The organism is Nostoc sp., from assembly GCF_036917935.1.
Classification (GTDB): domain Bacteria; phylum Cyanobacteriota; class Cyanobacteriia; order Cyanobacteriales; family Nostocaceae; genus Nostoc.
In genome coordinates this window covers 473634-490838 of the sequence record NZ_JBALEL010000037.1, presented here as the reverse complement: position 1 = coordinate 490838, position 17205 = coordinate 473634, and the positions used below count along the sequence as shown (strand labels likewise).

The following is a 17205-nucleotide window of genomic DNA, read 5'->3' as shown; positions in this document are numbered from 1 at the left end:
GCTCCTTATCAGGAAAAACAACCATGTCCAAAACCGTTAAGCCAAAAAAGATCGCTATTTTAGGCGGTGGAATGGCATCCCTAGCCACCGCTTATGAATTAACCAGTCAACCAGAGTGGGATAGTCTCTACGACATTACTATTTATCAAACAGGTTGGCGTTTAGGTGGTAAATGTGGAACTGGACGGAATATCAAACCCCATGCACCTGATTGTGAACCAGACTACCGCATCGAAGAACATGGACTGCACATTTTTTTTGGATTCTACGAAAATGCCTTTCGTCTACTCAAGCAATGCTATGACGAAGTTGGTGGCAACGGGCCTTTCAGCACCATAGAAGACGCATTCAAACCCCACAGTCTCATTGTCTTAGAAGAATACATCAATCAAAATTGGGTAAATCTGCCTTTTAACTTCCCTACTAATTCTCAAGTTCCCTGGGAAGGTGGCGGTATTTATTCTCTTTGGGAACATATCTGTACCACCATCAAATTCGTCATTCGGACTTACGCAGAAATTTATAATTCCGACCAGTTCCATCCTTTCAAAAGTTCCTCAGTATCTCTTGCCAAACAAATAGCATTAGGCAAAGAGGTAATGGAATTTTTATCAGATAGTAGTCTCTTACAATTTCCTAGCCAGTTAATTCAGTTATTTTTACAAGAACCTAGTTATTGGGGAAAATGGCTTAACAATATCAACCAATACATTGGCGATATCCTCCAAGATATAGACTTAACTTCTGAAGGAATGTTCTTAAATATTGCCTATAACCTAGCTCAATCACTGCCTAAAAATACCAAAACTCATAGACGTGAACATCACCAGTTAATTCTCAAGCTAATAGACCGTTTTAAAGAACACTTGAGCCGTCAGATAGAATCAGAAAACGGGCAAAATCCTCACATTTTTTGGCGTTTAACACTCATTGACCTAGCATTAGCAACCATTCGGGGTTTATTAGTAGATGAGATAATTTCTTTTCGTTCCCTAGACAGTTTAGATGAGTACGACTATAGAGACTGGCTACGAAAACACGGAGCTAGGGAATCAAGTGTTAAATCAGCATTTATTCGCGTCTTATACGATTTAGTGTATGGTTTTCCAGAAGGCAATACCAATAAACCGCAACTAGCAGCAGGAACAGCTATTCGTGTCCTCACCACTATCTTGTTCAAATACAATGGCGCAATCATGTGGAAAATGCAATCAGGGATGGCGGAGGTAGTCATCACTCCACTATATGAAGTGCTAAAGCGTCGCGGTGTAAAATTCAAGTTCTTCCATGTTGTCAAGCAGTTGCACTTGGATAAAGATCAGCAATCAATTGCAACCATCACTTTGGCTCCTCAAGTCAATTTAAAAAACCCAGAGCAAGAATATCAACCACTCATCAAAGTTAAAGACATTCGTTGCTGGCCTAGTGAACCTCTCTACGATCAGATTGTCGATGAAGAAGCCCAAAAACTTCAAGAGCAAGAAATTAACCTTGAGTCATATTGGACACCTTGGCAGAATGTAGACAAAATTACCCTCACCAAAGGCAATGATTTTGATATTGTGTTGCTAGGAATTCCTATAGCCGCCTTACCCTCTATTTGCGGTGAATTGCTCGATGCCAAAAAAAATCCCGTGCATCAAAAATGGCACGATATGTTAACTCAAGTTAAGACAGTAACTACTCAAGGCGGACAAATATGGCTTAAGCCTACCTTACCCCAATTGGGATGGCAACAATCTAGTCCCGTGGTAGGAGCTTATGTTGAACCACTCGATGTCTATGCAGATATGAGCGAGTTAGTGCAACGAGAAAATTGGCCTTCTGAGCATTATCCTTACAGTGTAGCTTATTTCACCGGTGTAATTGCAGATCCAGGTATTCCTCCGCAGACAGAATATGATTTTCCAGCTAAAGCCCAAAAAAAAGTAGAGCAACAAGCAATTAACTTCCTCAACAATTACATCGGACACCTTTGGCCTGATGCTACTCACCCTAAAAATCCTCAAGGTTTGAATTGGGATTTACTAGTAGATTTTCAAAACCGTCAAGGAGTAGAACGGTTTAAAGCTCAATACTGGCGAATTAACATTAACCCATCAGAACGCTATGTACTTTCTGTACCTGGAAGTACCAAGTATCGACTCAAAACTGATGAATCTGGGTTTGATAATCTTTACCTAATTGGCGACTGGATTAACAACGGTTACAATTCTGGTTGCGTGGAAGCTACAGTAATGTCTGCTATGCAAGCAACACGAGCTATTCTACACCAATGCTTCCATATAAAATACACTAAAGAAATTATTGGTGAGTGGGATTCTTGGTTCTAAAGGTGTATTCAAGTTAATGAGGTGCATTTTGACAAACTCAACAAAATTTAGGATTATATAGGTTTTGGCAACCGATATAATTTAGTGTTTATATACATTTTTAATATTTGTGCCATAACAAACATTAAAAATGTATTTGTTATTCTATTCTTCATAGGATAATTATTTCAATATTTCCAATACTTCGAGAATTTGTCTAAAGTATTAATATCACAAATGATTACATTATCTAATTACCAAATTATAGAATTAATTGATGAAGGAACAAAAACTGCTGTTTATCGAGCCAGGAGAAATAAAGATAATAAACTAGTAGTTATCAAACTTTTAAAAACAGAATACCCTGAACTCAAAGATATAGCAGCATTCAAACATGAATATGAGCTAATCAAAAATTTAGATATCCCAGGAGTTATTAAAGCTCATAGCCTAGAAAAATACAACAATGGTTTTGCCATTGTGTTAGAAAATTTTAATGGTACTTCCCTCTGCAAAATTATCCAGTCAACAAAAATTACCTTACTTGATTTTCTCAATATAGGCATTCAAATTACCCAAGCTTTAGGTGAATTACACCAAAATTATATTATTCATAAAGATATTAAACCACAGAATATTATTGTTAATTTAGAAACTCATCAAGTTAAAATTATTGATTTTTCTATCTCATCACTGCTTTTTCAAGAAAAACCCAAACTTAGTAATCCTGATTTGCTCGAAGGAACTCTAGCCTATATGTCTCCAGAGCAAACAGGAAGAATGAACCGATTAGTTGATTACCGTACAGACTTTTATTCGTTGGGTGTAACTTTTTATGAAATGCTCACAGGTCAGTTACCGTTTCTAGCAATTGATCCAATGGAGTTAGTTCATTGTCATATCGCCAGACAACCTATAACAATAGATCAGTTAATCCCAGAAATTCCTCAAGTAATTTCTGCAATTATTATGAAATTACTCAGCAAAACTGCTGAGGAAAGATATCAGAGTGCTTTTGGGATTAAAGCTGATTTAGAAAACTGTCTCAATCAGTTAGAGCAAACTAATTCTATAATCGAATTTTCTATTGGTCAGCAGGATCAGTCTAGCCAACTACAAATTCCCGAAAAGTTGTATGGACGAGAAGCAGAAATAGATATCTTAATGACTGCTTTTGAAAAAGTTAATCAAGGAAATAAAGAATTAATATTAGTTGCTGGTTATTCGGGTATTGGTAAATCAGCATTAGTGAATGAAATCCATAAACCTGTTATCAAAAACAGAGGCTATTTTATTGCTGGTAAATTTGAGCAATTTCAGCGCAATATTCCTTATGCTTCCCTGATTCAAGCATTTCAAGAGTTAATGCAGCAATTACTGACAGAAAGTGAAGTACAATTAGCCACTTGGAAAGAAAAACTTTTAGAAGCTCTAGTTCCAAATGCTGAAATTATTATTGATGTCATTCCTGAACTAGAACTGATTATCGGTAAACAACCAGAAGTACCACAACTAGCTTCAGCAGAAGCACAAAATCGCTTTAACTTGGTTTTTCAAAAGTTTATCAATTTGTTTGCTCAAAAAGAGCATCCATTAGTCATATTTTTAGATGATTTACAATGGGCAGATTTAGCTTCATTAAAATTAATTCAGTTATTAGCTACAAATACTGATATTCAATATTTATTGATAATCGGAGCTTATCGAGATAATGAAGTTGATACCAGTCATCCTTTAATGTTAGTTTTGCGGGAAATGGAAAAAAATAGTAGCTCTGTCAAGACTATTCATTGTCAAAATCTCAAAATTGCTGATGTTTATCAACTAGTTAGCGACGCCCTAAAATCTAATTTAGATAACTCTAAAGAATTAGCAAAATTGGTTTTCAATAAAACTGCTGGCAATCCGTTTTTTATCAATCAATTACTCAAGTTTATTCATCAAGAAAATCTGCTGTTATTTAATTTCACTACTGGTCAATGGCAATGGGATATTCAGCGCATTCAGATGCTAGGAATTACTGATAATGTTGTTGAATTAATGATAGGTAAAATTCAAAAGCTCAAAGACACTACACAAAATATTTTAAAAATAGCTGCCTGTATTGGTAATAAATTTAATTTAAATATACTTTCTTGTGTTAACGAAAAATCTCATAAGGACACAGCATTAGATATTTGGGAAGCACTACAAGCTGGTTTAGTTTTACCTTTAAGTGATAGCTATAAACTACCACAGCTATTAGATAATGTTGATATTTTTGTAATTGATTATAAGTTTCTTCACGATCGCGTGCAACAAGCGGCTTATGCGTTGATACCCGATGAGCAGAAAAAGAAGATTCACTTAAATATTGGTAGACTCCTATTAAAGAATATAAACGAAAGTTTAGTAGAGGAAAAAATCTTCGATATTGTTAACCAGTTAAATCTCGGTACTGAACTAATTTATTCTCCAGAAGAAAGATATAAACTAGCTGAGTTAAATCTTATTTCTGGACGTAAAGCTAAAGATTCTGCTGCTTACGAATCTGCTGTAAGCTTTCTGAAGCAAGGTCTAAGTTTACTTGCAATCGATTGTTGGCAAAACTATTATAAATTAACTCTGAACCTTTATGTAGAAACAGTAGAAGCAGAATATTTAAATACAAATTTTGAGCAAGCAGAGGCATTATTTACCAGTGTTATAAGTAATAGTAAAAACATTCTTGATACTGTTAAAGTATATGAGAAAAAGATTCAGTTTTATGTGGCTCAAAATCGAATGCGAGAAGCATTAGATTTAGATTTGCAGGTGCTAGAGATGCTGGGAGTTTCATTGTCTCAAACTCCACCAGCAGAGTTAATAATTGAAGAATTAGTCAATCTGCCAGAAATGACTGATGCTCATAAGCTAGCTGCCATGAGGATACTAATGACAGCCATGCCTCCCGCTTATTTAGCAGATCCTGCACTTTTACCACTGATTGCTTTTACGATGGTTGATTTATGTGTGCAGGATGGCAATTCATCTTTTGCAGCTTATGCCTATGGTTTTTATGGGCTAATTTTATGTGGGCCTCTTAAGGATATTGAATCAGGATATCGTTTTGGTAAATTATCTTTACAGATTTTAGATCAATTCAACGCTAAAGAAATTAAATCTAAAGTGTACGCCTTATTTAATATTTTTGTTAGGCATTGGAAAGAACATATTCAAGCAACTATAGAACCTTTAGAAGATGGTGTTCAAAGTGGTTTAGATACAGGAGATATTGAGTATGTGGGTTACAATGGATTATTAGTTTGTTGGCATCTTTTCTGGGCTGGAGAAAATTTAGAAATTCTGGGAAAAAGACTAGAACAATATATTAATTTAGCACATAAAATACAGCAAGAACATTTTACCGTTTGTTTGCTTATCTTAAAACAGATGGTAATTGAACTAGTTCCAGGACAGGATAATAAATCTTATTTAGAGGGTGAGAGTTTTAATGAATCAGTAATGCAGAGAATGGCAGGAAATATTACAGGTATCTTTTATGCTTATCTTGCCAAAAGTATTTTAAGTTATTTCTTTAAAGATTATGGTCAGTCTGTTAAAAATGCTCAATTAGCACAACAGTATGAAGTTGCAGCTAGTGGGACTGTTTATCTACCTCAATATAAGTTTTATTATTCTCTAACATTGTTGGCTGTCTGTTTAAATACTACTTCTGAAACAGATATAAAAACTGCTATGGAGAAAGTGGAAGAAAACCAAAAACAATTAAAAGAATGGGCGGCTCACGCACCTGTAAATAATCAGCATAAATATGAACTAGTAGAAGCAGAAAAAGCACGATTTTTAGGACAAGCATTAGTAGCTATGGAACACTATGATCGTGCAATTCAAGGCGCTCATAATTCTGGATATATTCATGAAGAGGCGCTAGCTTATGAATGTGCAGCAGAATTTTATCTCAGTCTAGGAAGAAATGAATTTGCTTCGCTATACATGACAAAGGCACATTATGGTTATCGTCGTTGGGGAGCAGATGCTAAATTTAAGGATTTGGAATTAAAATACCCAGAATTAATTGTTAAGATTCCCACTCACTCTCAAGTAGGGTTTACAAGTAATACTATTACTACTTCCACTGCCAATGAAAAGTCAAGTGGACTAGATTTAATCACGGTTATTAAAGCATCACAAGCTTTATCAGAAGTAATTTTATTGGAAAACTTGCTAAAAAAATTAATGACGATTGTGATTGAGAATGCTGGCGCTCAAACTGGTATTTTGCTTCTAGAGAAAGCAGGGAGATTATTTATTGAAGCTCAAGCAAGTGTAGATAAAGATGATTTAACTGTTGGTCAATCAATACCAGTGGAAAATAGTCAGCAATTGCCTATATCTGTAATTAATTATGTCACAAGAACCAAAAAAGATGTGGTTTTGTCTGATGCCACTAACGAAGGCAATTTTACGATAGATCCGTATATTATTGACCATCAAATCAAATCACTTATGTGTACTTCTATCGTTAATCAAGGCAAAATAATTGGTTTGCTTTATTTAGAAAATAATTTAACAGTGGGAGCATTTACTTCGGATAGAATACAAATATTAAAGATCCTATTTTCACAAGCAGCTATTTCTTTAGAGAATGCCCGACTCTACGCGAACTTAGAAGAGAAGATAGAGGAAAGAACTAGGGAATTAAATGAAAAAAATATCCGATTAAAGCAAACTTTGCACGAATTAAAATTAACTCAAACTCAGCTTATTCAAACAGAAAAAATGTCAAGTTTGGGGCAAATGATTGCTGGTATTGCTCATGAAATTAATAACCCTGTAAGTTTTATTCATGGCAACCTAGAGTACATTAATAATTACACACAAGATTTACTTAATTTAATTAATATTTACCAAAATCTCTATCCCGACGTAGTACCAGAAATTGAAGAGTTTTTAGAGAATATTGATGTTGATTTTATTAAAGAAGATATGCCTAAAACTTTATCTTCTATGAAAATTGGTACGGAACGCATTCGGGAAATTGTGCTGACATTACGTAATTTCTCTCGGTTAGATGAGGCTGACATGAAACCTGTTAACATTCATGAGGGAATTGAGAGTACCTTATTAATTTTGCAAAGCCGTCTCCAAGTCAAACCAGATAAGCCTGCAATTGAGATTATCAAAAATTACGGTGACTTGCCAAAGGTTGAATGTTATGCTGGGCAACTAAATCAGGTATTTATGAATATTCTGAATAATGCGATTGATGCTTTGGAAAAGTTAAATCAGCAAAGAAAAGCAGAGGAGATTAAGAGTAATTATAGTGCGATCGCTATTCGTACCCAAGTAGTCAATCCTGATTTAGTCGTCATTTCCATTAAGGATAATGGGGTAGGTATAAGTGATAGTGTTAGACAAAGAATATTTGATCCTTTTTTCACTACTAAACCTGTAGGACAAGGTACTGGTTTAGGATTATCAATCACTTATCAAATCGTAGTAGACAAACATCACGGTACAATAGAGTGCATTTCTGCACCTGGACAGGGCGCAGAGTTTATCATTCAAATTCCCTGCAAAAGCGGGTAATTTAGAACACCAGGCGACTATAACTCACGGCTACACAGGCAAAACCCGCTTGCGCGGGTTGAAAACGCTGATGGTTACAAGCCGCACACTCAGTTCAATCCAATCCCCCAGAAAACAATTTACCAACTTGCGTCAAATCTACATTCCCACCGCTGATGATCACACCAATCCTCGCCTCTGGTGCTGTCACCACACCTTCTAGTAAGGCGGCGGCGGCGAGTACTCCGGTGGGTTCAACTACAATTTTCAGACGTTCCCACAAGAAAAACATGGTGCGAAGAATCGCTTCTGTAGTGGTTATGCTTTGTGTTCTCGGCATATTTTGCCTCAAGTTAAAACAATTTTGGTAATTATCATGAAAACAAATTACAAACTGTATAATTAACGATGTTGCTCATAATCATCATCGAAAGAGAGCGCAATGATTGCCCTACCGGGAGTTGCCATTCAAAGCAAAATCTATGAGAGTTCGGCATCTTTGGTGTATCGGGGCATCAGGGTACAAGATAATTTGGCGGTAGTCGTAAAAATACTTAAGCAAGATTATCCCTCTCCCCAGGAACTAACCCGCTACAGACAGGAATACGAAATTACCCGCTTCCTTAACCTGGGAGGAGTTGTCAAGGCGTACAGTCAGCAGGAGTATCAACGCACTCTTGTCATTCTCTTAGAAGACTTTGGTGGAGAGTCCCTAGAGCAATGGAGGCACAAACGCACAGGTTTTTACCCCTTGCCCTTAGCCACCTTTCTACCTCTTGCGATCGCACTCACAGAGATTCTGGGCAAAATCCATGCAGCTAATATTATTCATAAGGACATCAACCCTGGAAATATTGTCCTGAATCAGGATACTGGCGTTATAAAATTTATTGACTTCGGGATTGCAACCCAATTTAACCGCACGAATCCAACTTTTAAGAGCCACTATGTTTTAGAAGGCACACCCGCCTACTTGTCTCCAGAGCAAACTGGGCGGATGAACCGTTTGCTCGACTACCGCACCGATTTTTACTCGCTGGGTGTAACCTTCTACGAACTTATAACCGGATACCTGCCTTTTCCCACAACGGACATCCTTGAGCTAGTCCATTGCCATATCGCTAAACAGCCACCTCCACCTTATAAACTGAATGCAACGATTCCCAAACCAGTTTCAGATATCATTGTCAAACTGATGGCGAAGAATGCAGAGGATCGCTATCAAAGTACTTGGGGAATCAAAGCAGATTTAGAATTTTGTGCTGACCAATTAAAAGAAATCGGTCAAATTGATAGTATTCAACTAGGTCTGCAAGATGTTTGCGATCAGTTTCAAATTCCCCAAAAACTCTACGGAAGAGACAATGAAGTTTCCATGTTATTGGCGGCTTTTGACCGCGTTACTTCTTCACAAAACTATGCACAAAAAACTGTACAACAGGAACAAAAGGACAACCGAACCTTCAAAGTCGAAATGATGCTGGTTTCTGGCTACTCTGGAATTGGGAAATCAGCATTAGTGCAGGAACTCTATAAACCAATCACCCAAAAGCGCGGCTATTTTATCTGGGGTAAATTCGATCAATTTCAGCGCAATATTCCCTACAGCGCGATCGCAGATGCTCTGCAAAAATTGGTAAGACAAATACTCTGTGAATCCGACGAGCAAGTGCAACAATGGCGATCGCGTCTACTTACAGCTTTGGAAAACAATGGACAAATCATTATTGATGTGATCCCAGAAGTGGAGTTAATTATTGGCAAGCAGCCACCTGTATTGGAAGTTGGCGCAACCGAAGCCCAAAACCGCTTCAATCGCATTTTTCAATCATTTGTGCGGCTGTTTTGTTCAAAAGTACACCCGCTTGTGATTTTTTTAGATGATTTGCAGTGGATAGACTCAGCAACACTGAAGTTAATTGAATTGATGCTGCTGGATCAGCAAACTCAATTCTTATTTTTAATTGGAGCCTATCGAGATAATGAAGTAAATCAAACACATCCACTGATATTAACTTTGGAGAGATTGCGAAAAAAAGGAGCAGTACTTCAAGAAATTATCCTGAAACCCTTAACGTTGCAGCCGTTAAGTCAGTTAATTGCCGAGACGTTGCATCACAATACTGATACCTTTCTTTCCTTGGCTGAGTTGGTACTGCGTAAAACTGAAGGCAATCCTTTCTTTGTCAATGAATTTTTGAGAATGCTGTATAGCGAAAATTTATTGACCTTTGATGCTGAAAACTTAAGTTGGCAGTGGAACATTGCTCAAATTCAAGCTAAAAATATCACCGATAATGTTGTGGAGTTGCTGCTTGGCAAATTGAAGAAATTGCCAGAGAACACACAGCAAATTCTCCGTTTAGCTGCTTGTGTCGGGGCTGAATTTGATTTAAATACTTTATCAATTATTTGTGAGAAATCATCTAAAACGATTTTCCAAGATTTATTAGCAGCGATACAAGCTGGATTAATCCAACCCGTATCTGAATTAGACGAAGACTTGTTAATTCAAGAGTATAAATTCTCGCACGATCGCGTGCAACAAGCAGCCTACGCCTTAATCGATGAGGCGCACAAGCAAATTATTCATTTACAAATTGGTCGCAATCTGCTAGAAAATACTTCACCAGAGCAGATAAAAGATAGGCTGTTTGAAATTGTCGATCATCTGAATCAGGGGATTGAGCTTGTTACCAATCAACCAGAACGAAATGAAATTGCTAGATTAAATTTAATTGCGGGTCAGAAAGCAAAGGCAGCGATCGCCTATAGTATGGCGAAAAAATATTTAGCCAAAGCCAGAGAATTGATAGCAGCTTCTAGCTGGCAAACCAACTATGAGTTGACCTTAAATTTATATTTAGAAACAACAGAAGTCGAGTACTTGTGTGGCGATTTTGAGCAGGTAGAATATTGGGTGGCGATCGTTGTCCAAGAAGCTAAAACTATCCTCGACATCGTAAAAATTTACGAAGTCAAAATTCAAACCGACATGGCGCAGAGCCAGCCATTGAAAGCAATTAATACTGCATTGCAAGTTTTGCAGCAACTAGGGATCAGTTTTCCCAAAGAGCCAAGTAAGTCAGATATTCAGCTGGAACTAGACACAATTACATTACTTCTGGGTGAGAAGCCGATTGTGGACTTAAGATATTTACCAGCAATGACCGAGCCGGAGAAGTTGGCAGCAATGCGAATCCTATCAAGTATCATGATTGCTGCCCAAATAGCGGCTCCTGATTTGATGCCGCTACTGGCATCGAAACAGGTCAACTTGTCAATCCAGTATGGCAATACGTTTACCTCTGGTTTTGCATACGCGAACTTTGGGTTAATTCTTTGTGGAATGGTAGGAAACATTGAGTCAGGCTACCAATTTGGGCAGCTTGCTCTCTTGTTGTTATCACAGTCTACTAATACTCATTCACTCAGAGCTAAAACATTTTTCATTGTATATGTCTTCATTATTCACTGGAAAGAACATATTAGAGAAACATCTCAGCAATTACCAGAAGGTTATCAAAGTGGGTTAGAAACGGGAGATTTGGAGTTTGCCGCCTATTGCGCTCACACTTACTGCCTGCAATCCTTTATTGCCGGAAAAGAACTCGTGGAACTTGAACGCGAGTTGAGAACTTATGGTCAAGCAATCCATCAAATCAAACAGGAAACACCACTCGCCTGGAATCAAATATTTCAGCAGTCTGTCTTAAATTTGATGGGATGTTCGGGCAGTCTAACTCATCTAATTGGCGAAGCTTACAATGAGGAGAATAGACTGCCACAGCATGAAACAGATGGAGCCGTAATTTTTCTAGTACACTTCAACAAACTTTTCCTCTGCTATCTATTTTCTGAGTATTCTCAAGCAGTTGAAAATGCTAGGAAAGCCGAAAGACATTTACTTAAAGCAAGAGGGACAGCCCTTTTTCCTTTGTATTACCTCTATGACTCTCTGGCAAAGCTCGCAACATACCCCGAAAGCAGCGATCAAACGCAGGGTGAAATTATCAAAAACGTCGGTGTTAGCCAGGCGAAAATAAAGCGATGGGCAGATTACGCGCCCATGAATCATTTGCATAAATATCATTTGCTGCAAGCAGAGATTGCAAGAGTTTTAGGTCAGTTTTTTGAGGCAGAAGAATTTTACGAACAAGCAATTCTTGGAGCTAGAGAAAATAAATATATCCAAGAAGAGGCGTTAGCTTATGAATTGGCTGCAAAACATTATTTGGCGCGAGGTCGGGAAAAGTTCGCCCAAACTTACATGAAAGAAGCTCATTACTGTTATGAGCGTTGGGGAGCGACTGCAAAGGTAAAAGATTTAGAAACTCGCTATCCAGAGCTATTTCCTCAGTCATCAGATGTGGCTTACACGCCAATTCCCAAAGTTTCTAAAACGACTTCTAACAGTTCACCTATCGCTTTTGATTTAGCAGCGGTACTAAAGGCATCTCAGGCAATTTATAGTGAGATTCAACTGGATCAATTGCTCAACTCCTTGATGAAAATCTTAATTGAGAATGCTGGCGCACAGACAGGAATTTTGATTTTGGAGAATTCAGGAGAATGGTTGATTGAAGCTGCTTGTGAACTAAATGATAGTGATGGTGAGAATGCCTATACTACGCAAGTTTTGCAATCTATCCCAACAGCAAATCATCTTCCAGAATCAATTATTAATTATGTTATTCGGACTCATGAATGTGTCATTTTAAATGATGCGATTCGTGAAGGTAATTTTATTAATGAACCATACATTCAACACCATCAACCTCAATCAATCTTATGTATGCCGATGCTGAATCAAGGTAAGCTCGTCGGCGTATTGTATCTAGAAAATCAACTAGCGGCTGGGGCATTTACACCAGAGCGAGTCTCCTTTGGAGACGCTACGCGATCGCAAGTTTTAAATCTTTTATCGACACAGGCAGCGATCGCAATAGAAAATGCCAGACTTTACTCAAAGCTTTGCGCTAGCGAAAGTAAGATGGCTCAATTCTTAGAAGCAGTGCCGGTAGGAATTGGAGTCGTGGATACGCTTGGTCGCCCTTGCTACGCCAATCAACAGGCAATTCAGCTATTAGGTAAAGGCATTATTCCTGGTGCGATACCAGAGCAACTTGCAGAAATTTATCAACTTTATCTGGCGGGAACAGATCGACCATATCCCATTGAAAACCTTCCAGTGATGCGGGCGTTGAAAGGCGATCGCACAAGAATTGACGATTTAGAAATTCGCCAAAACAATGCAACCATCCCGGTTGAAGGTTGGGGGACACCCATTTTTGACGAACAGGGGAAGGTGATTTATGCGATCGCAGCTTTTCAAGACATCACCGAGCGCAAACAAGCAGAGCAACTGTTAGCCAATTACAACCGCACTTTAGAACAACAGGTAGTAGAACGAACAGCAGCTTTACAGCAAAGCGAAGCCACACTGCGCCACCGAGAACAGGAGTTACGTCTGATTACCGACGCTCTCCCCGCTTGTATCTGTTATATAGATGCAGATCGGCGCTATCGATTTGCCAACCGAACTTATGAGGATTGGTATGGCTGTAGTCGAGATAAGATTTTGGGTAAGCAGGTTTGTGAAGTCATGAGTGAGGCAGCTTATCAAATTATTGAACCATACATCAATCGAGCGCTAGCGGGAGAGACTATAACTTATGAGGCAGAATTACCTTTGCCGATGGGCAAAAAGTATGTTGCTGTCACCTCCATCCCTGATTTAGATATCAATGCTCAGGTGAGAGGATACTATGGTTTGATTACAGATATCAGCGAACAGCGAAACGCGGCACTGCGCGAACGCAAACGCGGCGAAAATGCATTAATTTTGGAAGAACGCAACCGTATGGCGCGAGAAATTCACGATACGCTAGCCCAAGCTTTTACTAGCATAATTGTTCACTTAGATGCTGCCTCCCAGCGCCTCAAGCTTGATCCAGATGCTGCCCAGTCACACCTGAAAACAGGGCGCGTTTTGGCGCGTTCTGGGCTTGCCGATGCTCGTCGCTCGGTAGAAGCACTCCGCCCGCAGATATTAGAAGAAGGGAATTTGTATAGCGCCCTGGAGCGATTCATGAATCAGATGTTTTCCTTGACATCCGTACAGGTAGTTTGCAGCGCGATCGGCGAACCCTATCCTTTACCGAATGAGGTCGAAGTGAATCTGCTTCGCATCGGGCAAGAGGCGTTAACCAACGCTTTTAAGTATGCGAATGCAAGGGAAATCTGCGTTGAGTTGCGGTATGAGCGATGCCTGCGGCGGGCTACGCCAACGCAGTTCGTCTTGCAGATCCAAGACAACGGCCAAGGGTTTGAAAGCAGCAGTCTGTCTATCGGTCGGGGCTTTGGGTTACTCGGAATGACCGAACGCGCCCAACGCATTGGAGCAGAATTAACGATTGTGAGTCACCTTGGACAAGGTACAGAAATTGTAGTGAGAGTACAAACGCCATGACGCACCGCTTAACCGCGACACCTGACTCCTCTGCGATCCGCATCTTGATTGGCGATGACCATCCATTTATGCGAGAGGGTCTAACAGCCGTACTCGATTATAAACCGGATATGACCGTAGTTGGGCAAGCCTGCAACGGGTATGAAGCAGTAGAATTATTCCGCCAACATCAACCCGATGTTACATTGATGGATTTGCGGATGCCTGAACTGAGTGGCGTGGAAGCGATCGCTACTATCTGTGCTGAGTTTACCGACGCTCGAATCATCGTCCTGACAACCTACGACAGCGACGAAGACATCTATCGGGGACTGCGAGCAGGTGCGAAGGGCTATGTTTTAAAAGATGCAGAGCCAGACGAACTACTGACAGCAATTCGGGCAGTTCACAACGGTAAACACTATATCCCCCCAGCCGTGGGCGCAAAACTGGTAGAACGGCTACAGAGTCCAGAACTAAGTGAGCGTGAGTTGGAAGTGCTACGCGTGATGGCAACGGGCAAGAGTAACTTAGAGATTAGCACGGTTTTGGCGATCGCTGAGGGAACAGTCAAATTTCATGTGAAAAATATTTTGAGCAAATTGGGAGTGAGCGATCGCACTCAAGCGATGATTGTTGCTCTCAAGCGCGGCATTATTACGCTTTAAAAACTTAGTCCTAGAGTCATCACCTGCTCTTGAGGATAGGTTATTTATAGACTTAAGAGTAAGTTAATTCCTACCCCTATTACTAGTGTAAAAACTTCTCGCAGGGGATGTGACAAAGCAGGAGCAATTTTCATATTCTCAGAACCAAGAAACGATATTGCATTTCTGGCGTTGCATAATTGCGGGATGAAATTAGATGAAATTATTCATTTCAACATTTAAAACTCTTCCTTTTTGCATGAGAAAAATCATCCTATTAATCAGCAGCACCTAATTTATTATTGTTCTTTCCAGCATTTTCATCACCAAGATGCTATCCACAGACGGCATAAAAAATGATGAGTCAGACAAGCGATAGTGATAGGCTGCTCATGCCAGTTTCAGAACACGACCATACCCAAGGAGGAATCGATGCATCAGTCATATTAGTTGAATACGGTGACTATCAATGTCTTTCCTGTGGTGAGGTTAACAGGATGATTCAAGAGATTCAGCAACAGATCCCATTGTGCTTTGTATTTCGCCATTTCCCCCGTACACACTTACATCCTCAAGCACAAAAGGCAGCAGAAGCTGCAGAAGCCGCCGCCGCACAAAATAAGTTTTGGCAAATGCACAATACCTTATTTGCGAATCAATCTACACTTGATAATGGATATCTTCTACAGTATGCCCATGAGATACAGCTTGACATCGATCCATTCCTTCGGCACATGACAGACCATGTTCATGCTAAACAGATTACTCAAGACATTGAAAGTGGTATACAAAGTGGTGTCAGTAGTACGCCAGCTTTATTTATCAACAAAATTCGCTACAGAGATGCGTGGGATATGGAGAGACTACTCATAGCGATCGCCCAAGTTAAAAATTCTGGTGTTACATAATAGCGAGATGAATTTAGGCAAGCATGAGAGGTAACTTAATCTGGCTCGACTCGATGAGGAAAAGATGACAATGAACGCTCTAGAAATTGTTAAGCAGGCTTACATTTACCCGCACTAATATCAGCCTAATTAGTCCTTTTAATTCGTCTTATCTATCAAAATGTTTCACAGATTTTAACAGGAGGTTCACAGATGAAGATTTTTGTTGCAGGCGCAACGGGAGTAATCGGTCGTCCGCTAATCGCGCAATTGCTTGCCAAAGGTCATAATGTGGTTGCATTGACCCGTTCTTCAGAAAACGCGCAAACTTTAGTCGAACAAGGTGTAGAACCTGCGATCGCAGATGTATTTGATGCTGATGCTGTCAAAGCGGCTCTAGTTCGCGCTCAACCGGAAGTGGTAATCGAACAACTCACCGCACTACCCAAAACCTACACTGGCGAATCGATGAGTGCTGCCGCACCATTCAATCGGCGTATTCGTTTAGAAGGGGGTGCTAATGTGTTGGCAGCAGCACAAGCGGCAGGCGTGCGCCGTTACCTGAGACAGTCGATCGCATTCTGGGGAGTTCCTGGTACTGGATTGGCAGACGAAGAAACACCGCTATCGTTGGATGCTTCGCCCGCCGTTGCCACCGATGCACACACAGTCACCGAAATTGAGCATCACCTCCTTGAAACGCCGAATCTAGAAGGGATTGCTCTGCGTTATGGCTTCTTCTACGGGTCTGGGACTTGGTTTGCTGCCGATGGTGACGCTGCTAACCAGGTGCGCCAGCAACAGTTCCCAATTGTCGGGAATGGAGAAGGCGTATGGTCGTGGTTACATATTGAAGATGCAGCGATCGCTACAGTTGCGGCAGGAGAACGAGGCAATCCTGGCATTTACTTGATTACGGGCGATCGCCCCTTAGCAGTGCGCGAGTGGCTCCCTGCCTATGCCCAATGGCTCAATGCACCACCACCACCGCAGATATCAGTTGAGGAGGCGCTGAAAGTAGGTGGTGCGGATGCCGTCTACTACGGTACGCAGATGCGGGGCGCATCCAATGCTAAGGCAAAACGCGAACTCAATTTTCAGCCGCGATCGCTGGAATGGCTGGTTGAAAGTGCCGTTGCTCGTGCAAGCTAACGTACTAACACTAACTATTAAGGATCGAATGGCACTAAGATAAGCCCAAAGCCTTGTGTTGCCTCGTTCCCAGCCTCCAGGCTGGGAATGTATTCCAAGAGGCTCTGCCTCTCGTCAAGAAAGAGGAGGCGGCAGCCCTCCCAGGATGGGTTCCCAGCCTTCAGGCTAGGAACCAGTCAGGGCAAGGGTTATATCTTAACTTAGTG

At 40.1% G+C, this 17205-nt stretch carries 6 protein-coding genes and 1 pseudogene; 6 read left to right on the top strand and 1 reads right to left on the bottom strand.

Features of this window, described 5'->3' with window-relative positions; translation table 11 throughout:
• The first annotated feature begins 23 nt into the window (after positions 1-23).
• The gene (locus V7K62_RS17255; protein WP_334865982.1) at positions 24-2333 is read left to right on the top strand and encodes an NAD(P)-binding protein; all 2310 of its coding nucleotides are present in this window, start codon (positions 24-26) and stop codon (positions 2331-2333) included.
• A 216-nt stretch (positions 2334-2549) separates the two neighbouring features.
• Positions 2550-7883: a trifunctional serine/threonine-protein kinase/ATP-binding protein/sensor histidine kinase gene (locus V7K62_RS17250; RefSeq protein WP_334865980.1), complete on the top strand. Its 5334-nt coding sequence runs from the start codon at positions 2550-2552 to the stop codon at positions 7881-7883.
• Positions 7884-7977: 94 nt separating this feature from the next.
• Here V7K62_RS17250 and V7K62_RS17245 read toward each other — a convergent pair.
• Positions 7978-8172: pseudogene (locus V7K62_RS17245) on the bottom strand (pyridoxal-5'-phosphate-dependent protein); the annotation flags it as partial.
• Positions 8173-8304: 132 nt separating this feature from the next.
• On the opposite strand from V7K62_RS17245, the gene V7K62_RS17240 reads away from it, so the two are divergent.
• The 4 genes from V7K62_RS17240 (at position 8305) to V7K62_RS17225 (ending at position 16999) form a co-directional block, all read left to right on the top strand.
• Complete coding sequence (locus tag V7K62_RS17240; RefSeq protein WP_334865978.1) at positions 8305-14334, top strand: AAA family ATPase; 6030 nt, start codon at positions 8305-8307, stop codon at positions 14332-14334.
• Complete coding sequence (locus tag V7K62_RS17235; protein ID WP_334865976.1) at positions 14331-14981, top strand: response regulator transcription factor; 651 nt, start codon at positions 14331-14333, stop codon at positions 14979-14981. Before V7K62_RS17240 ends, V7K62_RS17235 begins: the two co-directional genes overlap by 4 nt.
• Positions 14982-15316: 335 nt before the next feature.
• The gene (locus tag V7K62_RS17230; RefSeq protein ID WP_334865974.1) at positions 15317-15868 is read left to right on the top strand and encodes a DsbA family protein; all 552 of its coding nucleotides are present in this window, start codon (positions 15317-15319) and stop codon (positions 15866-15868) included.
• A 192-nt stretch (positions 15869-16060) separates the two neighbouring features.
• Positions 16061-16999: an NAD-dependent epimerase/dehydratase family protein gene (locus tag V7K62_RS17225; protein WP_334865972.1), complete on the top strand. Its 939-nt coding sequence runs from the start codon at positions 16061-16063 to the stop codon at positions 16997-16999.
• Positions 17000-17205: the final 206 nt, after the last annotated feature.

What these genes read in the sequence shown, in the direction of transcription:
- V7K62_RS17250 (WP_334865980.1), top strand. Translation starts at nt 2,550, where the DNA reads ATGATTACATTATCTAATTACCAAATTATAGAATTAATTGATGAAGGA.
- V7K62_RS17230 (WP_334865974.1), top strand. Translation starts at nt 15,317, where the DNA reads ATGATGAGTCAGACAAGCGATAGTGATAGGCTGCTCATGCCAGTTTCA.
- V7K62_RS17235 (WP_334865976.1), top strand. Translation starts at nt 14,331, where the DNA reads ATGACGCACCGCTTAACCGCGACACCTGACTCCTCTGCGATCCGCATC.
- V7K62_RS17240 (WP_334865978.1), top strand. Translation starts at nt 8,305, where the DNA reads ATGATTGCCCTACCGGGAGTTGCCATTCAAAGCAAAATCTATGAGAGT.
- V7K62_RS17225 (WP_334865972.1), top strand. Translation starts at nt 16,061, where the DNA reads ATGAAGATTTTTGTTGCAGGCGCAACGGGAGTAATCGGTCGTCCGCTA.
- V7K62_RS17255 (WP_334865982.1), top strand. Translation starts at nt 24, where the DNA reads ATGTCCAAAACCGTTAAGCCAAAAAAGATCGCTATTTTAGGCGGTGGA.